We start from the raw sequence: 21,987 nt of genomic DNA on the forward strand, positions 1-21,987 counted from the left end.
TCCAACGATCAATCACTGGACTCAGATCAGCAGAACGCTGCGCACCGTCTCGCCCACTGGGAAGGAGCAACAAAAGGATGGATTTCAGGGCCAGTTGAGCGCGCCGTGTACGTGCCGCGTCTGCGCCGCATCTGCGACGTTTATGAGCCGCGTAGGTGTCGCATTGGAGCCGTTGCGGTATACATAAGGTGCAACCGCCCCTCCTGAGTGCCGCATGAGTGCTGCATGGGAGCCAGTTGGGCGCCGCCTACGTGCCGCTCCCGTGTCGCATGCGTGTCACATGATTACAAAATGCGTATCGACGCAATGTTGCGAAATTTAACAATTGCAACTGCGCGTGCAAGTGTGCAGGCGCAAAGCACGGTCGTGCTTTTGAGTCAACTTTTATCTGGCTGGGGGCCTGGGCGGGGCGATGGCTCACTCCACTGCGCAACGTCCTGGGGCGCCTGCACCTGCGTGTAGCGCACGGCCAGCAGGGACTCCCTCGCAGCGCGCATGCTGCGCCCGGTATAGCCCGAAAACTTCCGTGCGTAATGCCTGTGCGCTGTCTCCTCGCTTGAATGCCCAAACAAGGCAGCAATCTGACGGCGGTCCTGACCATCTGCTTTTGCATTTGCAACAGCTTGATGGCGCGTCCCGTAAATAGACGGAACGCTTCCTTCCCACCCTTTACTTAGAAGCGTTCGGCGTATCGCTCTCTGCAAAGAGTCATAAATCTTTTTTGTCTTGTCTCCATAAGACAACCTAGAAATCTCAGGCGTGTACAACTCCTTGATTGCAGCAAGCCACTTTCTGATATAGGAAAGATTTTGCTCTGTCAGGTTTTCAAGCATGATTATTCGATGCTCTCCATTAGCCCTTTCAGCGGATTGCTTGGCGTTATATACCCGCAACGCAGTACAGGTTTCAATCTCGCCATCTCTACCGATAACAAACTCACCCAATGGATCTGTCTTTTGATGCTTGATGAGCGCCGCATTTAGCCATTCAATTGGCCGCAAGCCAACCACGAGGTTCGCCCGAATAAACAACAATCCGTGCAAGAGATTCAAGCTCCTGTCATCAATTGCAGCCTTAGAAAGAATTTCTACTGCCTCATCGGGAAAAGCCTTCAAATTTGGACTTGAAGTCATGCCCGATTTTTTTGGAAGTGCGCTCGTCCCTAGAAACTGAATATCTCTGTATGCAGACTCATAACGGTCAATAACTAAAGCACCCGAATCCATAAGTGATTGCGCTTCCGACGCAATCCAAAATAAAGCAGCGGCCTTTTCAAGGCGCGCTGTGGCTCGGGTAATTTGGCTGTTGTCCACGCGATCCGAAAGATCGCGCACGAGCATCTCAGGAGTTAATCTTGAAATTTCGCCGCCAGCCACTCGGCTGGCGGCTTGTCTTATCTTTCTCGAATACAGAACAATGGTATCTGCAGACAGTGATTGACCCACTCGTTCCTCAGCACCAATACGAGAAAGCAGATCAAGCGCCCGCGTTCCTCCTGTTATCGAATTTTCGTACATAGCAATTATTTATTTAGCTCACAAAAGTAGGTATTTTGCGGATGCAGATCAAAAGAGGGCAGGGTGGCACAGGGCAAAACCTCCAGTTCGGCACCAGCTCAGCAGACCGTCCAGACCTGGCGCAGGGCCTGGCACCAGCTCGCCGAAAGGGCGCAGATCTACGCGCATCCTGTGACCAGAAACGTGTGCTTCGGAACCAGAAAACACGCCCCCAGGAGTCCCGGCACGCGGGCTCCGGTAACAGACGGGGGTTCCAGATCATCGGTGTTTCGGCGGCAGAAGGGGAAAAGCATGGTCGCAGATTGGTCGGCTTGGTCACAGATGGGCGTTACTCCGCCAAATCTTGGATGTATCGCCGCCAAAAAATGGATGTATCGCAGCACAAACGACCCCTCAAAAGTGCCCAGAATGAAGCCCATGCCTACGGATTTCCGCAATTATGCGGATGTATTGCAGCATGGACAAGGGGCACAGACGGACAGTCCAAATTTCGCGGCAAAAACACGCGGAGTAACGCCCATGTGGGCTTCTGTGACCAGAACCTCGCGCTGCCTGCGACCAGAGGACAGGCAACAACTGCAGCATGCGTGCCGCAATGGTGCCAGATTGGGGCGCTTGAGTGCCATTTACGCACCGCATCTGCGCCGTGAGCGTGTCGCATCCGTGCTGTTTGCCGCCAATTTCAGGCGGGTACATAGCGCAAGAGGCGCCAGATAGGTGCCGCATTGGTGCCGTATAAGAGCCAGAAGAGGACCGTTTGCGTGTCGTTTTGGTGCTAGAGAACGCATTTTTGCGCTCGAATTCATGAACTTGGGGATGCTTCTTTTGCCTTGGCGGGGTATGATCCCCGCGTGCGAAAGTGCGCTCCAAGCACGCCACAACATCACAGTTTGTCGTTTTATCGTCGTTTCACTTTTTGAAGGAGTCTGCAATGGGATTGAGATTGACTGCATGTGCGAGTCTGGCCGTGGCGTTCACGCTGTTGGGCTGCGCCACTCCCCCCGCGCCCATGGACGAGGACTTTGCGTCCAAGCTGATTGCCGAGAAAGCTGCGATTGCAGCAGGCGCTCAGCGCGATTACGCGGCGCTGCTCGCCGAGGACTATTCGACTGTCCAAAAACGGCAGGCCGCATTTGACACTGACACCATTGACGTGGACTACATCGGTAATCCACGCGAGCTGGTGCAATCCCTCGCTTCGCGCTATGGCATGGCATTCAGCGAGACAGGTCGTCCCGCTGAATTGCGTCCTATCAATATCCGCATGAAAGGGGTCACACCTGATTCAGTTCTCCGAAATATCGGCAATCAGATGCACCTCGCGGCTGATCTCGTTCTGAATCGTCCCGGCAAGTCACTCACCATTGAGTACAAGAACCGCGACAGCGAACAGAATCAAACAAAGGGAGGCTAAGCGCTATGGCTGCTGATATTCCTGTGTCCCTTGAGCAATTGCAGGCGCAATATGACCGCCCTGCAATGGTTCGATCCGCCGATGATTCTTCATCCAGTATCAAAATCGAAGCCCTCAAAGAAGCCGCTTTGGGCATTGGAGTCAAGGGTGGATTGCGAAAACAGCTCGCCCACATCAATGGCGTGATCGAAAGAAAATCGCGTGAGCTGGATACGGTTTACGATTTCGGCAATCTGATGATTCGGGATCGGGTCGTACCCGCAGTTATCACCGAAGCCCGTGATTTGTATAACCAAGACGGCGCATACGCTCTGCGTTTATCTGGTGCCTCTTACAAAATCGACCAACAGCCGCGATTCTCGTCAGTACCTCCGAACTGGCGTGATTACCTTTGGTTCGGCAATGCAGACAAAGATGATGATGTGGCATCTGGCAATATGCGGCCAAAAACAGATTATGAGCGCCAGCTTTGGCGTGAATACATCGGGAAAGGTTGGCAGCAGGGTATCGACCAAGCGAACGTCATGCTGCAATATGGGCTCGACCGCCTGAACCGGGACTTGACTGGAATGATCCGGTTCCACACATTCGTGCTGCAGAACAAAATCACGATGCCCGCCATTGCGACGCAGACATGGGCATATTCGGCACAGCAGAATGAAACCATTGCTGTCGATGAAACGCTTCTGCGCATCACGACCTTGCCTGAATTCAACCCCGCCATTGACAAATGGCGTGCGTCTGTAAAGACCTCAGAGATCGTGCCTCCTATTCCAGCGCAGCCTACGCAGTCCATGCGCCGGATTTCGCCAAAGTTCAACCCCACGCCCGATCCAGCACAGCCGCCAGCTCCTGAACGGCGCACGCTGCCCCACGGCCAGGATGGCGAAGGGCAGGGTGCCGCAGGTGTCTGATATGAGCGAGCCCGTGGGCAAGCTGCGGGTGGAGGCCGGTGGCTTGCTGCCACGCGCTGCTCGCCTTACCGACTTCGTGCCCCCACAGCGCTTCATCGTGCCGGAGCACTTGAAAGGCGTGATGCTCGAAGCTCAGGCACACAATGCCAGTGACGTGTACATCCAGCCTGGGTTGCCGATCTGTGCACGGATCAACGGCGACCTCATGGCTCTAACGCCCAGCACTCTCGATGAGAGCGAGGTCATGTACATGATTAAGTGGACGAGCAACCGGGACACCGCTGAAACGGACATACTTTCAGGAGTCCCGGTCAATGCTCGGTACGAGCTTTTCTCGCCAACTGAGAGAGACGCCCGTGGCGCAAAGCTGCGCTACGGCTACCGCGTCAACATTTCCCCGATTCTCAACCCAGGTGGCACGTCTGGCCAGATCGTGCTGCGCTCAATCCCAAACGAGCCAATACCGTTCTACAAAATCGGGTTGCCAGAGACGCTTGTGCGCGATTGCATCCCCGAGAGCGGACTGGTCTACATCGCCGGAGCTACCGGATCAGGCAAGACCACCACTTTCGCGGCCATCATCCGCTACATCCTGGAAAACGACACACCCATCAAGGGCAATCTGTTGACGCATGAAGAACCAATTGAGTTCACATACGACCAAATCAACAGCCAGCATTCAATCATCGTGCAGTCTGAGGTGCCACAGCACTTCAAGGATTTCTACGCAGCCAATCGCGAAGCGATGCGCAGAAAGCCAGGACTTGTACTGGTTGGCGAAATGCGTGACGAAGAAACCATTCGTGCCGGTGTGGAGCTATCTCTTACTGGGCATCCAGTTTTTGCCACGGTGCATGCTACTGATGTGCCATCGGTAATGCGAAGACTCATATCGCGTTTTCCATCAAACGAGCGTGCTACCGCTATTTACGACATTGTTGATACTGCGCGGATGATAATGGCGCAGCGCCTTGTAAAAGGCATTGATGGAAAATTGATCGCTGTACGTGAATACTTGAAGTTCAACGACGAAATTCGCGACGAATTGGCCGAGCTGGACCAGATGGGAAAGATTACCAGCGTGATCGCCAGAATCGTTGAAGAGAAAGGGCACTCCTTCCGCAAGGAAGCCAGCACGCTGCTCGCCGAGGGGCGGATCACCAAAGCTGTCGCTGAAAGCATCTTCCCACCGCAGAAGGAGCAACAGCTAAAGGCGATCCTGGCTAGTCAGGAGTCCTGAGCACCTCGCTCCTACGTGTTGCATCGGTGCCGTTTAAGCGCCGCTAATGCGCTGTGAAGGTGCTGCATAGGGTTGTTTAGGTGTCGTTTGCGTGCCACACGGGCCGCTTGCGTGTTGTATTGGTGTCGTTTTGGTGTCGCCTACGTGCCGCGAGTGCTACACTGCACTCACGATGGCGCGCAGTGCCATCTACGTGCCATGAGCTGGTCCCTTGGGACTTGTTCATGGGTATTTGTATCGACTCTTGTTGCTGACAAATTGAAGGGGGATTTATGTCAACTGGGCGTTATCACTGGAGCAATGTCTCTGGAGAAGCCAAATTTTTCATAATCAATGCGTCGGCAAGTGTGCCGTGGCTAGCGCTGATTCTCTTTCCGCGCTGGTCCACGCTCGCAATTGCATTGATATTGACGGCTTTTTTGCTGTACGTGCAATTCAAGAAAATGAATTTCAGGACGTTTCTCAAATCGAAAAAAACGTTTTTCCTGGGTCATTCGATACGTGTTGAGCGGCCTTTCAAGGGGCAATGATGGCAACCAAAAAAAAGGAAACCTCCCAAATGAGCGAAAACAATAGCGATAAGGATCTCTTCGTTGGCGTGGATGATGGTCACTACGCCATCAAAATCGTTCTGGAGACTGGTCAAACGTTCTCGATCCCCTCGCGGGCCGCTGCAGGCAAACACCTGATTTCGCTACGCGATAGCGACGATGGCGTGTTCTACGACACCGAAGAAGGCCGCACCTTCACGGTGAGCGCTCAGCTCCCCAAGTTCGAGGACACGCGCTTTATGGACTACCCCAAGTCCGAGCTGAACCGTGTGCTCGTGCATGACGCACTGCGCCGCGCAGGCCTGGGTGGCCGCAACGTGCGCATCACTACGGGCCTCCCCGTCAGCTACTACTACCTCGCAAACGGTGAGAAGAATCAAGCGCTGATCGACGCCAAAGTTGCCAACCTGGGCAAGCGGGTCAGCTACGGCGACACCCCCCTTGCCAAGATCGTTGCCAACACCGTGACAACCGAAGCGGTTGCCTCGTTTGTGGATCAACTGATGGACCTCGACGGGAACCCCTCGGGTGACTTCCAGAATCTCTCCGAGATGCCCGTGGGCGTCATTGACGTGGGTGGCAAGACAACTGATTGCGCAGTTCTCTTGCCTGGAATGGTCGTTGACCCCAGCCGTTCGGGCTCGAACGATGTGGGCGTGCTGCAGCTCATGGAAAACGTTGGCGCAAAGCTGCTTGCACACCTGCAATTGGACGCTGCGCTCCCGGCCTCGGCCATTGAAAAGGCATTGACCACAGGCACCGTCCGCTTGTATGGCAAAGAGCAGGACGTGAAGAAAATCATTGACGACGAAAAGGAGCGCCTGACGCAGCAGATCATGAGCGCAGTCCGCACGAAGGTCGGCAGCGGCGCTGATCTCGATCATGTGCTCTTCGTCGGTGGTGGGGCACTGGTGCTGAAAGAGCAACTGCTGAAACACTTTCCCCATGCTCGCGTGCCAGACGAACCAGTGTTCGCCAACGCGCGTGGCATGCTCAAGTTCGCCAAGCATGTGGTGGGGGCCTAATGGCGAGCGAAGGCAAGTGGGTTAGGGCTTCGACGGCTTTGAACGGCAGCTACGAAGCCGAAAGCGACTTGCAGAGCGATCTCCAGAAGACCGACACATCCAACAGTGGAAAGCTGTTGCGTGCGTTGATCCGGGCGGGCTTCAAGGCCAGCCACAGCAGTCATGGCAGCGCTGCGGCGACTGCCGTGACACACCCAGGTGGAGGTCAACCGCATGAGCCCTAAACGCCATGGCATGTATCTCTCACCCGAAGACGATCAGCAACTGTTGCAGGAGCTTGAGAGTTGCACGGTGAAGGGTCGGAAGTCGGAGTTGCTCCGCAACTACGCACTGCTCGGCTACAAGCTCGCGCTGGACCTGTGCGAAAAAACGCAGGACCACGCGGCGCTGACGACAGCGCTTGCCGCGCTGTTTGGCGCACAGGAATCACAACATGATTTCCGGCAAGCGGCCGAATTTTTGAAGGTCAGAGGCCTGCGCAAAGGGCAGGGCGGCACAACGCAGATCGCTGCACAACCACCTGCTCCTGTGCAGGCGGTTGTGACGGCACCTGCGCAGCCGTCCGAGGCGCTGCGCGAGCCGTCCCAGCCTGACGACAAGGCGGCACCGCTGATGGCGCACGAAGCGCAGCCAGCGGCTACAAAACCGCGCTGGGGCGCTTTGAACTCGCTGGTAGGCGGTGCGACTCAGCCCAAACCAATTACCTCCGACGAAAAAGGGAGTGACTGATGGCCAGTGGTGCGAGCGGCAGCGGCAACGGGCGCAGCGTTGACGATTTCACGATGATCCTGGCCCTCCTTGCAGGGTCGGTGATCGCAATCTTCATTGCTTGGCTCGCGTTTCATACCGAGCTTTCGATGGCGTACACCTACGTGCGCCGAGCGGAGTTGTGGTGGCTCGACATGATCGGAGCCACAGGCCTTCCAGGCGCTGCTGCAGTCAGCAAATGGTTTGCCAAGGGCTGTGCTGCAAGCGGCTTGTTGGAGCGCTGCACGCGCGATTTCAGCACGATGAGCTGGAGGGAAATTACCAATCTCGCCTTCTATGTGAATGTGATTTTGCTGCCCTTCATCATGCTTTTTGCGTTCAAAATTTTCGCAAACATCCAGTCCAAGCATCCGAACAATCGGTTCTCTAAAACCTTCAACGTGGACAGCTTTGTTCGCGAGAAAAAGCCGCTCTATCGCCACCTGCGCATGTTCGATGCGCTGGACTTGATAGAGGCGCCCCTGGATCACCCCGTCTTGGGCATGTCTCAAACCTCGCGCCAGTTCGTCTACCACCATCGCCTTATCGTGGACAACGGCGAGCCTGGAGACGGCTGGATAGAAGAGGCAGATGGCTCTGTCACCCCGGTGCTGGATAGAGCCAAAGCGGAGCGTGTGCTGCGAGAGCAACTTGGCTCTGTTTGGACCGGGGTTGCAAACCTCACACCAGCAGAAACGCTGTTGCTCGCAATCGCCATCCCGCGCGTAGCAGCCACCGATGGCTCGCTGGACGATGCTGCTTTCAAGGCCTGTCTTGCCGAGTCCAACGAGATGGTCAATTGGTGCTGGGATCAGTTCAAACCACCGCCAAAGGATAGCGACAAGGCTGACAAAGCTGGTATCGCAACAGACCCACTCGCATGGCTTCAACCTCAGATTGATTTGACGGTGCCACGCACCGTCATTGCACGCCATATCGAGAGCAAGCCTATGCAGGCCATCCTGGGCAAGCACGCCTACGTGCGGACGATCCTGTTTGCCATGTTCACCGCCGCGCGCAGCCTGGGCGTGCTGCCGCCCGCAGACATGCGCTGGATGCGCTTCTTTGATCGCACGCTGTGGTATGTGCTGCAGAACTTCGGTCGCCAAGGCGCCTACGTGGAGGGCAGTGCGGTCCACGTCCACTACTTGTACGAAATCAAGTCCAACAACCCATTGATCGAACCGCAACTGGACAAGGCAATTACGGCCCTGGATATGGCCCTGACCGCCTTCCGCTACAGGCCATCGGATCGTGACGCTTACCGGGCTGGGGCACGGTCAATCGCGGAAGCGCTACCACCCGAGTTAACCGAGCAAAAAGACCAATCAGAAACGCCTGATGACCGCCAAAACGCCAAGGTTGTCAAAAATTAGTCGTTACGCTTTTCTAAATCGGTGATAGCATCGTGTGAGCTTCAAATGGATGTTGCTCATGGAATTGACACGCAAAAAACTCGCTATTGCCGCCGCTGCGGTGGCCGTCTTAATGGGTGGGGTTTGGCTCGTTGCCAGCCGCACCGCCTCCCCTCAACTTTCTGCAGATGGCATCGCCGACTTCAAGGCACCGCCTCGTTCACCTGATCTCAGTGGAGAAATCCACGACAAGATGGCGGCACTGCAACCTCCAAACGCAGAGCGGCCAGAGGTCAAGCTGCCACCTGCGCCACCATCGCGTGGATTCGACGCTCCCCCAACGCTGCCGACCGTAGGCACACCCACGGCTCAAGCGATAGGGGCGGGTGCCGCAGAAGCGGCGCAAGCTGCTCAGGCTTTGCAAAACGACCCCGTGATGACCCATCTCGCACGCTACGGCACACCTGTGACCAAGCAGGTGATGCCTGTTGGTGGCTTGACGATGTGGACCCTCATCAGCAAATCCGGCAAAACCGTGAAGCTGTACACCACCGCCGATGGCAAGGCCCTCGTTTCCGGGGTGGTGTGGAATCTGGAGAGCGGCGCCAACGTATCCGAATCCGCTGCGCTGCCCATGCCGATGCCCGGTGGTGACCCCAACTATGCGGCACGCCTGCCTCAAGTTGTGGCACCGGCCACGCCCACAAACAACCTTGTGACCGGCAAGCACTCAACCCCGTCCGCATTCGACGGCAAGGCCCCCAACCAGATCCCCGAAGCCATCAAGCTCGTTGATGGCTTGGCTGGCTTCAAGGAAGGGAAGGGCGGTCCAGCGGACACGCTCTACATCATCATTGACCCCCGGTGCCCATACTGCCGCAGCGCCTACCTCAAGACGCGCGAGCATGTGGCCAAGGGAATGACCATCAAATGGATTCCCACTGCCGCCTTGGGGCGCCCTGAACAGGGCCTCCCCCTGGCGACGACCATCCTGCGCTCCAAAGACCCCAGCGTGATGGAGCGAGTGCTGGGCAAGCACGAGCAAATCGCTACCGAACCTACTGCCGCTGACGTGGCAGCTCTCAACAACAACCTCGACTTCATGTTCGAGGCCTTCAAGCAAAACAACGAACCCAGTCCCGGAGTCCCCGTGGCGTTCTTCGTTGATCGCCGCTCTGGCAAAGCACGAATGATGATGGGCCTGTCTGAACAGGCAGTTATTGACGACATTCTCGGCAACCCCAAGAAGTAAATTCCATGGCAAAACAAACTCTGCCCGATTTCGCTCCTGAGCTGCGCGTTGTTGCAGCAGGAAACGCAAGCAACCGTCTAGTCGTCGTGTTCGATACGGCCACCGACCTTGACCTCAAGCGCTCGCCCCGCGTGGTGATGATCGACACCGAAGGCGTCACGAACATCACCACGGAAGTGACCGATGTATCCACCCAGGAACTGGTGGACCGTGCGCTGTACCAAGGCAAGATCAACCTGCTCACCCAAAAGGGCGAAGCAGAAGCTACTCGATACCTCCTGGCCGAGTTTTCGCTGGAAGTTGAGGGCAGCGGCAAGCGCAGCAAGGAAGGGAAGCTCAACTTCCCTCCAGCGCTGGAAGTCGAACAACAGGTTCTCCAGGGCGTGGCCGACGCCTTCACCGAGGCAAGCCTGGAAATGGTCTACAGCAGCGGCGCAGGAGCCGCCCCGACCACCGCAGCCTATGAACAGGCTCCCGCTGGCTCTCCTTGGCTTGCCAGACCAGCCCTGGCCTACGCTGGCGGCCCAGCCGCCCCTACAGGCTCAGCGCGCAGCAGCGGCGGCAAAAAGGGCTGGAGCAAAAAAGCAACTTGGTTTGTTGGCCTGCTGGCCTTGCTGCTTTTGGCCGCAACGCTCAAAATCATGCTTTCGTCCTCTGATCCCGTTCAGTCCGCCGTCAACAAGGCGCTTGCAAACGACCCTCGCGCCCGCGACGAACAGATCGAGATCACAAGGAATACTCTCAGAGAAATGGGCCTTGATCCAGGCAAAAACGGCGACCTGGGCTGTCTCGCGGCCCCATAACACCGGATGCTTTCATGGAAGGTAGGGTGCCCAGTCTTCGTGGTGACTTTGCTCTCATCCCCACCCGCCAGCGTCAGGCTTGGCGGGATGCTGCTGCGCGGCATTTGACGAGCATCATGCGTGACCGCGACGACAAACTACTGCCCAAATGGAAGCAAGACGAACAACTTGAGCCAGCGCGACTGTTTATTAAGTTATTGCGCGAGCAAGGGGTGGACGACTTGCCTACCATAGCGGGTCTATACACATCAATAGAGCCACGTCCCACGTATGCGCGAACTCAGTAACGTCGAAAACGACCCCGCCGCCCTAAAAGCACTGAGCGAGGAAATAGCGGCTTTTTGCCTCCGAACTCGCTACCTCTTGATCCCGTCACCGGAGCAACTGACCGATGCGGTCATCTTGCTTCGGCGACTGGTTCTGATCTCCCACAAGGTCTTGCCGATCAAGAGCTACTTCAACCTGCTGCGCGATCTGCAGCGAATAGTGCTCACTTCGGCTGTACTCGCACACGAGCACACCAAGAACATGCCGGAGGACACTGACGAGGCTGTACAAGCGAAGCGCAGGGCCTATCAGCATTACGACGACCAGTACAACGCAACCCTGGCCGTCCATCCTGTTGGGGAAGTGGAGGGCGAGCAAATCGCCGCCCTGGTGCGCCATCGCCTTTGCACAGAAGACGTGTTCTGTGCTGCCTGCTCGTTCTTGCAGCTCGAAGTCTCCAAACGCGGCTCCATCTACTACATCCGGGGCGAGTCGCCTGAATTCTCGGAAACGAAGAAGAACCGCGACCCCCTGGTGATGGACAACGAGATCACCTTGAAAACACTGGCGAGCAACCTCGCCCGCCCCGATCTTGAACGCGGGGCGGTCGAGCAGACCCAGATCACATACGGATTCAATCTGATGGCAAAGCTCTACCAGCTTTTCATCAAGATGCCGGTTGTCATCCAGTGGATAAAGGACGGCGAGCACCTTGCAAACCCGCGCCGCAAGGTGGACGTGCGGGCGCACTTCAACCTCACGCTGCGCGATTACGACACGGTGATGGTCATGGCCCGCCAGATGGGCATGACGGTCCTCAAATCGCGAAAAGAGGCGAGCGCCATCAAATGGACGCTCAATGCAAAGATCGAGGAGCGCGTCCTGGCGCACGCCAAGCTGACTGGCTACTCGCCGAACAGGGCATTGAATTCCCTGCTGCACGACCTGTTCATGCTCATTGACGCACGCAAACGCGGTAAAGCACTCCAGCCAGCAACGCCAGAGGCTCCCGCTGCGGCCCCTCCAAAACCCGTGGCACGCCCGGTTCGTGTCAAGGCAAAACTCTCTCAACCCAAAAAACCGCAACATGGAGCGCGGAATGGCAAAACAAGAACAAAGCGACGCCCCTGAGATTCCCGAGGAAGACAAGAAGAGGCTCCAGAAAGCCACCACCTTGTTGACCGCATACACCAACTTCATGCGTTGGGCAGGGAACTTCCGCCGCGATGAGATCAAGCGGCACCCGCGCCACGCATCTGTGGTGATGCTCAGTACGATGCAGTCCAGCCGGTTTGCATTCGCGGTCGAGGGCAGCTCTCTGCTCCTGGCCGCGCAGCCGTTCGAGATGACTTGGCTTTCCGCCATGCCATTTGACTCGGCCTATGTCTCCGACAGGCTGTATCTGTCCACAGATGGTGCGCAGTGTATGGAGGTGAACCTGCCTCCACTCACCATAGGTATTTGGTGCGATCAGAAAGCCAAGCGCGAAGAGATGGCCCAGGCCAACTATGTCGTGCCGGTGGAGATGACCGTCCACGAGGGCCAGATCACCGATGTAGGCAGGCCCCAAGGCCTCGGCATCAAGATCAAGCGCGGGGACGTTGTTGCAGCTCTCAACGAGGCCACGAGAGAGCGCCAGAACAGCCGCGACATGGCGCGGTACTTCTAACGGTTCCACCCACAAAAAAGCCGCCTCGCAGGCGGCTTTTTTTATGAGCTGCCCTCAGATCGACGGGCCATCATTCCAAGGATCGTTGGACCCAAGCCCGATCTCGTCCATCTGACGAGAAGTCGCGGCTCCATTCTTGAGCCACTCCACATCGAGGTTTTGTCCCTTTTCTGCAGACTCGATGATGCGCTCGCGCTCTGCCATAGCAACAAAAACGCCATCGAGCGTTTCGTTGCTGGGGGCCTTGTAATCGGCCAGGAGCGAGTCCACCACCGGGGGAGGGAGCTTGTTCAGCGCTGCCCGCGTCTGCTGGCCATGGGCCGACAGCGCGGACTGCTTGGAAATCAGAATTTCACGCTCTTGCGATGGCAGAACGCTGGATGACATGGCCTGGAAGGACGCTGGAGACATAGACACCTCGCTCACATCGACGGCGAAGGGCCGTCATTTGGTTCGTCGTAATGCGAATACACCATGTCGGCATATCGCTTCAAATAAATCTGCTCGGCCTGCAGCAGCAGCTCGGCGACCTGGGGCCGGTTGGCCTCCGGCACTGCCAGGGCCGTCTCGCTCTGAAACTGCGCGCGCAGCTCCTGCCGCGCCTTCGCGCCCATAGGGAACTGGTCAATGCCCTGCATGGCAGTCACGAAGCTCTCCTGCAGCACGTTGATGCCGTCAGCATCGTTGCTGCGCAACGCAGGGATGGAGTTCAACGTGGTCAATGCTGCGGCGTAGACGCTGACCATGGAGGAAAGCTCCCGCTCACGGGTTTCGTTGACCCGAGGGGAGACAGTGGCGTGTGTAGCGCGCTCTTTGAGGAACCCGCTCTCGCGAGCAGCGAGGGTGTGAATGCCCGTGCGCACTGACAGCGCTCTACTGTCTTCGCCAAGCATCTCATCAGCCATGGAATCAATCGCATAGCTGTTCTCGGGAGTGGATGCAAGCTGGCGCAAAGCGGCAATGCCTATCGCGGCCTCGCTTGCTCTGCGGACGGACAAATTCGACATATAGCTTTCATGTGCTGTCATGATGGTGCCATATCGTCTGAGTAGCTTGAAGACTCGCGCAGGTCTGCTCTGGCCTGCAGCAAATCCCTTGCACGTTTGGCCGCACCGTGCTGAACAAGGTGCATCGTGGGCGACGATGCAATGTCCACCAGCACGCTGTCCGGTGTGTATGGGTTTTCGACAAAGGCCTCAACAACGCCCAGCGCCTTCGAGGTCTTGTCGAACATTTCCCGAAGCTGCTCCGATGACTGGCACACGGGGACGAGATATGGAGCGAAATCGCTCTCGTAACCCACCATTAAAGCACTAAAAATAGCAGCTTTTTTAGTTGTCAGACCTGGCTCGTCTAAGCGCATGTGCCCCCCAAGGCTCGCAGCCACGTTCAACCGTGTCCGCTGGTCATTGCTGACTGCCAAGGCTGCAAGTGTGTCCAGCGTCGCATCAGGCCGTGCTGCCAGGGCCTGCAAGGTCGATGTGTGACCGCTGCAGTGCTCAATCAGTGCTGCCTGAACCTCCGGTGCAATGCGGCGCTGCCTCAGTGTCGCCTCGGAGACAATAGGAGCGTCGCGGCCTTGCTTCACCAGCTCGGCCTGTTGGGCTGGCGACACACGGTTGATCTCGGCGTAGATCAGTTGTGTTGCGAGCGCCTGCGAAGCGTCCGCCATGTTGGCGATGTGTCGCTTGAAAGCAACTTGCATCGTTTGACCAACAGCGGTCGCCGCTTCGGTCAGCTTCTCAACGAGGTTTCCTTGGACCTGGGCCAAGTTCAAAACCACACGAACTGCCAATCGTGCAGGGCGATCTTGATTGAGTTGCCTGCTCAGAAAGTCGTTCTCCGACTCAAAGCGAGCAACTACCGGGAGCTTCTTCATCGTCATAGTGCTCCGTTCGTTATGCGTTCAACAGGGTCGTCTTTGTGCCCAGCAGGACTGTTTCGCTCATCTTCTGGGGGGAACACCACCACCTCGCCAAACCCCTCGACCCTCAACGTGAGCAGCTTTTTGCCTGTGTCCTTCATTTCCCGCGTAATCGCTTCACCGATGGCGCGCATCGCGCTCGCATCAACGTGAGCGGGCAGCGCGGGCACCTCAAGGCGGTACTCGGCATCGAGGTCGCGTGTCAGCAGCACCTCAAGCGTGGAGCCCGGAAAAAGTCCACCCACCGCACAGTCGGCCCGCGCCTGGGCCGCTGAGTAGGCCAGCGCCTGGAGCGCTGCATAAATCTCAACGTTGGAGACTTTGATGGCGCTTCGCGCGAGCACCCACTGGGCTCCATCCGTGTAATTCAATTCCTGCAACGGCATGTTTTCTCACTTTTCTACGATGATGGCACTCGCCGAGTATATTTTCTTCATTGAAAACACACTAGCATCCTGAGAGAATCTTAGGACTCGGTTACATCACTTCGGGACACATCAATGGCAACAATGCCTTTCACCCCCTGCACGGCAGACCCATGCACAGACGTAACAGTCAGCATCCTGCAGACAGTCTTCGGGCCAGTTATTCGCAATCTCACACTTGGAGCGGACCCTGGCACGGTCGATCCGGTTGTGAACGTGATCGCGACGATGATGAGTTACTTCAACAGCGGGGTGCTGACCGTTGCGATGCTGATCGTCAGCTTCATCACCATCATGGGCGTCATCAACACGGCCAACGATGGCGAGGCCTTCGGAAAAAACTGGTCGTCCTTGTGGACACCCGTGCGGATCGTTTCCGGTGCGGCGGTGCTTCTGCCCACGGGCACCGGCTACTCGTTCATCCAGCTCATCGTCATGATGTTCTCGCTGTGGTCGGTTGGCTTTGCCAACGGCACCTTCAAGATGGGCGTTGAAAACGGCATCATCGCTGGCTCACTACAAAATGTGAGTCAGCAAATCGGGGTGGGCTCTAGCGCAACAGCGAATAAAGACTTCCCTTTATTCAATATGCGAGAGCTTGCATCTAACTACATGGTCTCGGCATATTGCGCAAAAACTGTTAATGCAGTTTATGGCGACGGTATTGTTTCTGGCCTCGTGCCACCGAATGTCAGTTTGAATACGGGCGGCACACCTGACAGGCAAGCCACCGAAGCTGGTATTAAAACCACATACACATACGAGTTCAAAGACAGAAATCTTTTGGCTCCGCTGGCTGGTGGGAACGCAGTTTGCGGAACAGTCAACCTGTATGAATATCAGCATGCAACCCCGACACCGAGTTCCACACCAGTGCTGTTGTCCGCAGTTTTTGACGATGCGGCGCGTGATGCCAATAATCAAGCGATCAGCCTGTTGCGGGACGCCATCCTCGCTGCAAAACTTTCCGCAGTCAAAGACATGATGCGAGAAATCGACAGTTGGGTTGCGTCCTGGCCTGGAGACATTAATCAGGATTGGAGCACTGTCAGCGTCAATACCTTCAACACTATTGCCGACAACGCTCAGACAAATATGCTGTCGAACCTCCGGTCGCGCATGCAGTCTGACAATACCCTCAAAGGGTTGATGGAGCGTTTCACAAATGACATTACCAAAGACGGCTGGGCAATGGCGGGCGGCTATTACCAGCGTCTGGGAGGCATCCGTGAAGAGCTGCGCAAGATTTACGCAGAGTCACCCGGTACTGTGACGCAACCAGCTCTGCGCTGGCTCCCGGAAGATGCCAAGGGCAACTTGGTGCGACAAAGCGCAATCATGCCCGCTGTCATCGCACGCAAGGCGCTTGACGGCTCTGGCTACACCCCCAAATCCATCACTGACACAGGCAATGTCGCAAGCATCATTCCTGTCGATCTGGACGATGTGGACATTGACCAGATGGGTGAGCGTGGCAACAAGGTTATGAATTCACTTGTCGGCAGAGTGATGGAGGCCGTCACGAACACGGCGACGGGCGCGGACGGTAATGCAGATGCCATCGCTCGTATCAAGACTACAGGAGATATTCTGGCTGTCGCCAATGGAACGCTCTCTGGTATTGGCAAGCTGCTTGATACTGCTGTGACCACAGGTCGTGTAATTGCTGCGGCAACAACCGGCGTGCCCATCGTGGGTGGCGTGTCGAAAGCAGCGGATATTCTCAGCGAGTTCTTGGGACGAAATATCCTGCAACCCATCGCGGAAATATCAGGCTGGATAGATATTCTTGCCTTCTATTTCGGTGTTTTCCTGCCCAGTTTGCCTTACACGATCTTCATCGTGGCGGTTGTTGGGTGGCTGCTGGCCGTCCTTCAAACTGTGTTCGCAGCTCCGCTTTGGGCCGTTATGCACATGACGCCTGACCGGACATTCGTTGGTAGTCAAACACAAGGCTATTTGATGTTCCTGTCGCTGTTTATGCGGCCTGTACTCATTATTGCAGCGCTTTTTGCTGCAATGTTGCTTGCTAATCCCATCGTCTTGTATGTATCGAAGGCATTCTGGGCAATGCGGACAGCAAATGTTTCGAGTGCTGAATCCCTGGGATTCTTTGTCCAATTCCTCACTTGGAAAAACTGGATGATTATGTACGGCCTTATGCTGGGGCCTATCGTGTACATGATCTTCGGTCTGACAAATACACTTCCTGATGCAATCCTTACGTGGATCGGCGCCGGAATCAAACCGCTGGGTGAAACCCAGGCCACGGCAGAGATGCGCAGCGGCATGGAACGCCATGGAGCATCCGCACGCGGCGCAGCCCTTGGCGGCGCGGCAGGAGCCCGCCGCTTGCCACCCGCTGGATCGGGTAATGCAGGGCGCAGCGGAGGCGCCATGCCCTCTGGCGGCTCAGGCCTGGGCTATGCCGGTGCTGCAGCAGGCGGCGCAGCGGCAGGTGCTGCCTATGCTGGTGGAGCGGGAAGCGACGCCAATCGCGCCCATCGGCCAATCTCCGACACTGGACAGTCCAAGGGACATGACACACCAGACTATGTGCCGCCCGAACAGTCTCCGGCCACGTCCAGCTCGCGCGCTGCGGGAGCTGGTGCTGCAGGCGTTGCAGCAGGCGCTGCTGCGCAGAACTACTCGTCGGGCCAGGACCGACTGGTCAACAATGAATCCTCAACCTCATCCGCAAGAGCTGACGATGCCACAAGTGGCGGTACTGATGCCAATGGCAACAGACCACTCTCCAACGAAGCAGCCTCGACTGCAGGCGTTGGTGCCGTGCTGAATTCGGATACCGCAGAACCATCTGGTACAGCTAAAAACCACATGCTCGATGACAATGAGAGCGACAGAAGCGCTGCAGCCTAAAGAAAACCCGTGCGCAAATTTTCTAATTAGCGCATACTAATTACAACGTGAAAGGAGTACCCAATGTCCGTTTTTCAAGACCCTCGACTTGCTGAGTCCGTTGGCTACAACACTGGACATGCTCACGGCCATGCAATGGGCCTGGAGCAGGGGTACACCAATGGCTGGAACGCTGCCACGATCCACAGCGAGAACGTGATCGCTGAACGTGACGGGGTGATTGAGCGTCTCCACGACGCGAACGCCAACCTACAGTACCAGCTTGCACAGATGCAGCAGCTTCTTGAACTGCGGCAGGAGCAAGCCCAGTCGCTGCGAGCCGACTACGAGGGCATGCACAAGGCATTCTTGGGTGTTGTGGCTATTGCCACACCTGCAATGAAAATTGTTGCGCATCAGCCGCTCGCGGCCCGCGATACCTTCATCTCCGAGTACGGAGACAATGCGTACAAGCTGCAAGGGCGGGAATACGTGACCGCCCATCGGTTTCCTCACAATCAGCCACTGGTGAAGCAATACCTCTCGATTGGGCACCACGTCATCAACGAAACGATTGCACAGATCAAGAAGCAGCAAGCCTCACCATCTCCAGGCGCAGCGGCCACAGCCTGACGCACCTCAATCACGGTTCCTCCCTTTAACCAGCGCACTCCGCTGGTTTTTTTTTGCCTGCTGTGTTCAGCACGCAGCAGCTCGTGCACAAACCCGCCTCGGCGGTCCACCGGAATGTCGAAATGTCAGGAGGGAAGGCAGACGCCCTGGCCAGCGTCGTGAGCGACTTCACCGAGGCCGCAGGGGCATCCTGCAGGAAGGCCGCTCAGGAAACCACCCAGCCCGACCCCTTGCCAAAACGTTTTTAGGCCCTTCCTGGGCTCGTGGGCAAGCGACAGCGGTATTTCCAACCGGCTTCGCCGCCCCCTCTTCCTGATTAACAGGTCGGAGGGGGGTGCCGCTGCGACGGCAGCGGGGGGAGGGCTTGCCCTCCCATGGGGTCTGGGGCGACAGCCCGCAGCGGGGGAGCTGCCAGCAGGCAGCGGGCCGGAGGCCGAGGGGCGTCGAAGCGCCCCTCCCACAGAGGTAGTTCTTCTACGGCCTGGGGGGGCCTATTCCGCCCCCTTCGGGGGCCTGTTAATGGTATTGGGGGGATGCCGGGCGGGAGCGCGAAGCGCGGGCGTAGGCCGAAGGCCGGAGGAGCTGGCGGGGGGCGCAGCCCCCCAAGAGGCGGTGACTTCGTGCACCCCGCGAAAAAATTCGCGAGTTATCCACAGGGTGCGGGCCTAGTTAAAAAACCAGTTATAAAAAAGTTAAAAGACAGTTAGAGGGGTGTGGGTAACCCCAAAAACGCCTTGTGAATCATAGGCTTAGGCGAAGTGCGGCGGTGTTCTACATACGAACTGGCGGGGGTCAACATGCGAACTTGCAGGGCTCAACATACGAGTAGGCGGGGGTCAACATGCGAATTTGCCCGTCTGGACGGGGGTCAACCTACGAAGAGTGCCTTCAAATCGGGGGTCAACATACGAATCGTGTCCGCCCCGTCCGCGCGGCGTACTTTTTGATACGTTTTGCGCCTTCAAGGCCCCTGTTCCCTGCCATGGGTGGCTGCTCATCCCGAAAACGGGGGTCTAAATACGAACTCTGCGGGGGTCTAAGTACGAATCCGGGTGCCTGAAGGAGCTTCGCGGGGGTCAACATACGAACAGAACCTGCCCAGCATGCCCATGCCTGCTCTGAATTGTCGCTGCCGGGGGTCTAAATACGAACTTTTGCCCCCTAGTCCTGGCCTCAGCCGGCCAGTAGCGCGCCCTGGCGCGGGCCGGGGGTCAAAATACGAACGGCAGGCGAGCGAACAGACCAGGCCCCCCACCCCCTCAAAAGCGGCTTGGAAGGAGCCTTTCCTTGGGGAAATGGCTCGTGCATCGCGCTGCAATGCTGCTTGTGGGGGTCAAAAAACGAACTGCCGGGGGTCAACCGACGAACAGCAGTGCTCGCCACAGCCCGTGGCGCAGCGTCTTGCCCGTGAGGACGGGGGTCTAGTGACGAACACGCCCAGCGTGCAGGCACCGCTGGATCACTCCAGCGACGCGCGGCGGTTGTCTATGTACGAATCCAGGGAGGGAAGGGTGCCGAGCGCTTGCGGTAGCGCAGGCGGCACGAGCAGCTTGCTCAGGCGCGGAAGACGGTCACGAGGCCGGTCTTGGATATGTCGTAGGCCTTGAGGAAGCCCACGCTCACCAGGGCCTCCAGGGCACGTTTCATGGTCTTCTTGGCCTCGCGCAAGCGAGCAGATTTACGGCTCGCCTGGGCCTTGGCATCGAGGTCAGCATCCTCCGGTGCATCGACCTCAATGCCAGCTCCACGCAGCAGTGTCTCCAGCTTGTGCGCGTAGGGTTCTTGATGGGTGGAGAAATAGGCATGCAGCCATGTGGCCACGCCCTCGGGGAGGGCCAGTCGAGTCTCCCAATCTATCCGGCTGTACATGCGCTCGAACAAGAACAGCAGCCTGTCTTCCTTGTCGAAGACTTTGACAGTCCAGGGCTTCTGCTCGTCCTTGCTGTACTCGTAGCCCGCGATCAACCGGGTGCTGCAGCCCTTGTCGAAGCGCTGGCTGTAAACCTCGATAGTGCCTGACGAGAGGCGACGGATCGTGCCCAGCAGGCGCTGGTAGCTGGGGCCGGTGGTCGGCCACCTGATGGCCTTGAGAAAACTGTGCGGCGTGAAAGTGACGGAAGGGCACCGCGCCGCCTTGGACAAATGCACGAGCTGCAGCCAGACGGTTTCATCGTCCTGGCGCAGTTCCTCGCCGATGTAGAAAATCTCCCCGCCACCCAGGATGGGAGTGCGCAGCGGGTTCTGGGCAACGAACACGCTGCGCGGCACCTTGCGATTGCGAGCGCTGCAAAGACCGCTACGGAAAACTTCGTTGGGCGCAGCTCGCTCATCCTCCGGCCACATCATCAACTGCCCGTCGCTATGCAGCAGCTCCAGCTCTTCGCTCTTGCGAGCTGCAGCGCGAGCCATCTGTTGGTCCACCAGTTGCCGCGCCTTGGCCGTTGTCCGATCCTCTGTCATAGAACCCCTCCGCAGTTGCATGCTGCCGTAAATCATACACACTCATAAACACCAACGAATAGCAGCCTGAAAGGCCTCAATTAGTGTGGAATAATTATGCCACGATTGGGCATTCTTTGACTCAGGAGGTGTGAATGAACGACTACCATGAACAACAGAAGGAATGGGGCAGACGCGCCGATAGCGTGCAGGCCCCTGCTGCACAGGCCTACGCTCGGCTGCTCGCCCTCACCGAGGAACGCGACAGCGGCCAGATTCAGCGCGTGGCGCAGTTCGTCGCAGCCACCTACAACGGCACGGCGTTCCCACTTGACCCGTTCATCCTCCGAACCCTAGACGTGGACATTTCAGACGACATGCTGCTCTGCCTTGACGCACTGCGATGGGGGCGAGCCGATCTGCACTCCCTAGTGCCGGACGGCGCTCGCCGCATCGAGGCGATGTGCACCAAGTGGGGTCTGAGATCGGACGGTGACAAATGACTGAATGGGCAGGCCTTCAACCGCCGCTCGATCCAGCGCTCATCATCGGGAAAACCGATGTGGGTGCTGTGCTGGTGGATACGCTCAGCCTGCTGCAGGAGGCGTCAGACTACCTGAAACGACTCCCTCGGGTGCCTATTACCCAGCAGCTCATTGCCAAGCTCGAAGCGCACCAGCTCGCACCAGCTACGCTGACTGCGCGTCGGGTAGCGGAGCAGCTTGAGCACGAAAAGCTGGCGCGCTGCGCAGCGGCATACACAACATACGGATTGCCAATCATCGAATGCGAGGTGCAAGGGAACGCACTGCGGATGAAGCTGGGCCACGCGCCCTCATCAAGCGCACGAGCCATCGCGATGCTTGAGGCTGGGTGCGAGCTGCAGCTTGAGCCAAAGACGAGTTTCCGACCGCCCAGGTCAAAGCGTAGTTGACCGTAGCAGTGCACGACAA

Annotated in this window: 21 protein-coding genes; 15 read left to right on the forward strand and 6 right to left on the reverse strand. The window is 57.3% G+C overall.

Annotated features, from left to right (window positions below; genetic code table 11):
* Positions 1 to 377 precede the first annotated feature (377 nt).
* Complete coding sequence (locus tag AC0IZS_RS32700; RefSeq protein WP_305540578.1) at positions 378 to 1,517, reverse strand: site-specific integrase; 1,140 nt, start codon at positions 1,515 to 1,517, stop codon at positions 378 to 380.
* Positions 1,518 to 2,526: 1,009 nt separating this feature from the next.
* On the opposite strand from AC0IZS_RS32700, the gene AC0IZS_RS32705 reads away from it, so the two are divergent.
* The 11 genes from AC0IZS_RS32705 (at position 2,527) to AC0IZS_RS32755 (ending at position 12,754) form a co-directional block, all read left to right on the forward strand.
* Complete coding sequence (locus AC0IZS_RS32705; protein WP_172415251.1) at positions 2,527 to 2,931, forward strand: DotD/TraH family lipoprotein; 405 nt, start codon at positions 2,527 to 2,529, stop codon at positions 2,929 to 2,931.
* 5 nt (positions 2,932 to 2,936) lie between these two features.
* Complete coding sequence (locus AC0IZS_RS32710; protein WP_082576749.1) at positions 2,937 to 3,845, forward strand: type IV secretory system conjugative DNA transfer family protein; 909 nt, start codon at positions 2,937 to 2,939, stop codon at positions 3,843 to 3,845.
* A gap of 1 nt (position 3,846) precedes the next feature.
* Positions 3,847 to 5,085 carry an ATPase, T2SS/T4P/T4SS family gene (locus tag AC0IZS_RS32715; protein WP_087865045.1) on the forward strand — a complete coding sequence of 413 codons (1,239 nt, stop codon included), beginning with the start codon at positions 3,847 to 3,849 and terminating at the stop codon, positions 5,083 to 5,085.
* A 272-nt stretch (positions 5,086 to 5,357) separates the two neighbouring features.
* Positions 5,358 to 5,615 (forward strand): IcmT/TraK family protein, encoded by a 258-nt coding sequence (gene icmT, locus AC0IZS_RS32720; RefSeq protein ID WP_087865043.1) that lies wholly within the window; start codon positions 5,358 to 5,360, stop codon positions 5,613 to 5,615.
* Complete coding sequence (gene parM / locus AC0IZS_RS32725) at positions 5,615 to 6,661, forward strand: ParM/StbA family protein (RefSeq protein ID WP_305540586.1); 1,047 nt, start codon at positions 5,615 to 5,617, stop codon at positions 6,659 to 6,661. Before icmT ends, parM begins: the two co-directional genes overlap by 1 nt.
* A gap of 213 nt (positions 6,662 to 6,874) precedes the next feature.
* The gene (locus tag AC0IZS_RS32730) at positions 6,875 to 7,390 is read left to right on the forward strand and encodes a hypothetical protein (RefSeq protein ID WP_144267072.1); all 516 of its coding nucleotides are present in this window, start codon (positions 6,875 to 6,877) and stop codon (positions 7,388 to 7,390) included.
* Positions 7,390 to 8,784: a secretion/conjugation apparatus DotM-related subunit gene (locus tag AC0IZS_RS32735; protein WP_305540591.1), complete on the forward strand. Its 1,395-nt coding sequence runs from the start codon at positions 7,390 to 7,392 to the stop codon at positions 8,782 to 8,784. Before AC0IZS_RS32730 ends, AC0IZS_RS32735 begins: the two co-directional genes overlap by 1 nt.
* Positions 8,785 to 8,842: 58 nt before the next feature.
* Positions 8,843 to 10,015, forward strand: coding sequence for a thioredoxin domain-containing protein (locus AC0IZS_RS32740; protein ID WP_144267073.1), 1,173 nt, complete (start codon positions 8,843 to 8,845; stop codon positions 10,013 to 10,015).
* A 5-nt stretch (positions 10,016 to 10,020) separates the two neighbouring features.
* Complete coding sequence (locus tag AC0IZS_RS32745) at positions 10,021 to 10,818, forward strand: hypothetical protein (RefSeq protein ID WP_144267074.1); 798 nt, start codon at positions 10,021 to 10,023, stop codon at positions 10,816 to 10,818.
* 270 nt (positions 10,819 to 11,088) lie between these two features.
* Positions 11,089 to 12,216, forward strand: a complete 1,128-nt coding sequence (locus tag AC0IZS_RS32750) for a hypothetical protein (RefSeq protein WP_305540596.1) — start codon at positions 11,089 to 11,091, stop codon at positions 12,214 to 12,216.
* The gene (locus AC0IZS_RS32755) at positions 12,185 to 12,754 is read left to right on the forward strand and encodes a hypothetical protein (RefSeq protein WP_087863492.1); all 570 of its coding nucleotides are present in this window, start codon (positions 12,185 to 12,187) and stop codon (positions 12,752 to 12,754) included. Before AC0IZS_RS32750 ends, AC0IZS_RS32755 begins: the two co-directional genes overlap by 32 nt.
* A 54-nt stretch (positions 12,755 to 12,808) precedes the next feature.
* On the opposite strand, the gene AC0IZS_RS32760 is transcribed toward AC0IZS_RS32755, so the two are convergent.
* Genes AC0IZS_RS32760 through AC0IZS_RS32775 form a run of 4 tightly spaced genes read right to left on the reverse strand, consistent with a single transcriptional unit; the run spans position 12,809 to position 15,064 of the window.
* On the reverse strand, positions 12,809 to 13,141 hold the full coding sequence (locus AC0IZS_RS32760) for a hypothetical protein (protein ID WP_056639244.1): 333 nt from the start codon (positions 13,139 to 13,141) through the stop codon (positions 12,809 to 12,811).
* Positions 13,142 to 13,176: 35 nt separating this feature from the next.
* Positions 13,177 to 13,761 carry a hypothetical protein gene (locus tag AC0IZS_RS32765; protein ID WP_056639242.1) on the reverse strand — a complete coding sequence of 195 codons (585 nt, stop codon included), beginning with the start codon at positions 13,759 to 13,761 and terminating at the stop codon, positions 13,177 to 13,179.
* Positions 13,762 to 13,778: 17 nt separating this feature from the next.
* Positions 13,779 to 14,639 carry a hypothetical protein gene (locus AC0IZS_RS32770; protein WP_087863495.1) on the reverse strand — a complete coding sequence of 287 codons (861 nt, stop codon included), beginning with the start codon at positions 14,637 to 14,639 and terminating at the stop codon, positions 13,779 to 13,781.
* Positions 14,636 to 15,064 (reverse strand): hypothetical protein, encoded by a 429-nt coding sequence (locus tag AC0IZS_RS32775; RefSeq protein ID WP_471639620.1) that lies wholly within the window; start codon positions 15,062 to 15,064, stop codon positions 14,636 to 14,638. Before AC0IZS_RS32775 ends, AC0IZS_RS32770 begins: the two co-directional genes overlap by 4 nt.
* A 114-nt stretch (positions 15,065 to 15,178) precedes the next feature.
* Between AC0IZS_RS32775 and AC0IZS_RS32780 the strand changes: the two genes are divergently transcribed.
* Positions 15,179 to 17,983 (forward strand): DotA/TraY family protein, encoded by a 2,805-nt coding sequence (locus AC0IZS_RS32780; protein WP_471639621.1) that lies wholly within the window; start codon positions 15,179 to 15,181, stop codon positions 17,981 to 17,983.
* Positions 17,984 to 18,046: 63 nt separating this feature from the next.
* Positions 18,047 to 18,595 (forward strand): hypothetical protein, encoded by a 549-nt coding sequence (locus AC0IZS_RS32785; RefSeq protein WP_305540604.1) that lies wholly within the window; start codon positions 18,047 to 18,049, stop codon positions 18,593 to 18,595.
* 1,554 nt (positions 18,596 to 20,149) lie between these two features.
* Here AC0IZS_RS32785 and trfA read toward each other — a convergent pair.
* A complete protein-coding gene (gene trfA, locus AC0IZS_RS32790; RefSeq protein WP_172415356.1) occupies positions 20,150 to 21,055 on the reverse strand; it encodes a plasmid replication initiator TrfA in 906 nt (301 codons plus the stop codon).
* Positions 21,056 to 21,189: 134 nt separating this feature from the next.
* Between trfA and AC0IZS_RS32795 the strand changes: the two genes are divergently transcribed.
* Positions 21,190 to 21,537: a DUF7673 family protein gene (locus AC0IZS_RS32795; protein WP_087866049.1), complete on the forward strand. Its 348-nt coding sequence runs from the start codon at positions 21,190 to 21,192 to the stop codon at positions 21,535 to 21,537.
* Positions 21,534 to 21,968 (forward strand): hypothetical protein, encoded by a 435-nt coding sequence (locus AC0IZS_RS32800; protein WP_087866050.1) that lies wholly within the window; start codon positions 21,534 to 21,536, stop codon positions 21,966 to 21,968. The genes AC0IZS_RS32795 and AC0IZS_RS32800 overlap by 4 nt, the downstream gene beginning before the upstream one ends.
* Positions 21,969 to 21,987 lie beyond the last annotated feature (19 nt).

Source organism: Acidovorax sp. AC410 (assembly GCF_979253235.1).

Excerpts from the sequence above, each read along its gene's own strand:
- AC0IZS_RS32785 (WP_305540604.1), top strand. The coding sequence starts at position 18,047 with ATGTCCGTTTTTCAAGACCCTCGACTTGCTGAGTCCGTTGGCTACAAC.
- AC0IZS_RS32780 (WP_471639621.1), top strand. The coding sequence starts at position 15,179 with ATGGCAACAATGCCTTTCACCCCCTGCACGGCAGACCCATGCACAGAC.
- AC0IZS_RS32745 (WP_144267074.1), top strand. The coding sequence starts at position 10,021 with ATGGCAAAACAAACTCTGCCCGATTTCGCTCCTGAGCTGCGCGTTGTT.
- AC0IZS_RS32750 (WP_305540596.1), top strand. The coding sequence starts at position 11,089 with ATGCGCGAACTCAGTAACGTCGAAAACGACCCCGCCGCCCTAAAAGCA.
- AC0IZS_RS32775 (WP_471639620.1), bottom strand. The coding sequence starts at position 15,064 with ATGCCGTTGCAGGAATTGAATTACACGGATGGAGCCCAGTGGGTGCTC.
- AC0IZS_RS32705 (WP_172415251.1), top strand. The coding sequence starts at position 2,527 with ATGGACGAGGACTTTGCGTCCAAGCTGATTGCCGAGAAAGCTGCGATT.
- AC0IZS_RS32765 (WP_056639242.1), bottom strand. The coding sequence starts at position 13,761 with ATGTCGAATTTGTCCGTCCGCAGAGCAAGCGAGGCCGCGATAGGCATT.
- AC0IZS_RS32760 (WP_056639244.1), bottom strand. The coding sequence starts at position 13,141 with ATGTCATCCAGCGTTCTGCCATCGCAAGAGCGTGAAATTCTGATTTCC.
- AC0IZS_RS32700 (WP_305540578.1), bottom strand. The coding sequence starts at position 1,517 with ATGTACGAAAATTCGATAACAGGAGGAACGCGGGCGCTTGATCTGCTT.
- AC0IZS_RS32715 (WP_087865045.1), top strand. The coding sequence starts at position 3,847 with ATGAGCGAGCCCGTGGGCAAGCTGCGGGTGGAGGCCGGTGGCTTGCTG.
- parM (WP_305540586.1), top strand. The coding sequence starts at position 5,615 with ATGGCAACCAAAAAAAAGGAAACCTCCCAAATGAGCGAAAACAATAGC.
- AC0IZS_RS32755 (WP_087863492.1), top strand. The coding sequence starts at position 12,185 with ATGGCAAAACAAGAACAAAGCGACGCCCCTGAGATTCCCGAGGAAGAC.
- icmT (WP_087865043.1), top strand. The coding sequence starts at position 5,358 with ATGTCAACTGGGCGTTATCACTGGAGCAATGTCTCTGGAGAAGCCAAA.
- AC0IZS_RS32740 (WP_144267073.1), top strand. The coding sequence starts at position 8,843 with ATGGAATTGACACGCAAAAAACTCGCTATTGCCGCCGCTGCGGTGGCC.
- trfA (WP_172415356.1), bottom strand. The coding sequence starts at position 21,055 with ATGACAGAGGATCGGACAACGGCCAAGGCGCGGCAACTGGTGGACCAA.
- AC0IZS_RS32735 (WP_305540591.1), top strand. The coding sequence starts at position 7,390 with ATGGCCAGTGGTGCGAGCGGCAGCGGCAACGGGCGCAGCGTTGACGAT.
- AC0IZS_RS32730 (WP_144267072.1), top strand. The coding sequence starts at position 6,875 with ATGAGCCCTAAACGCCATGGCATGTATCTCTCACCCGAAGACGATCAG.
- AC0IZS_RS32795 (WP_087866049.1), top strand. The coding sequence starts at position 21,190 with ATGAACGACTACCATGAACAACAGAAGGAATGGGGCAGACGCGCCGAT.
- AC0IZS_RS32710 (WP_082576749.1), top strand. The coding sequence starts at position 2,937 with ATGGCTGCTGATATTCCTGTGTCCCTTGAGCAATTGCAGGCGCAATAT.
- AC0IZS_RS32800 (WP_087866050.1), top strand. The coding sequence starts at position 21,534 with ATGACTGAATGGGCAGGCCTTCAACCGCCGCTCGATCCAGCGCTCATC.
- AC0IZS_RS32770 (WP_087863495.1), bottom strand. The coding sequence starts at position 14,639 with ATGACGATGAAGAAGCTCCCGGTAGTTGCTCGCTTTGAGTCGGAGAAC.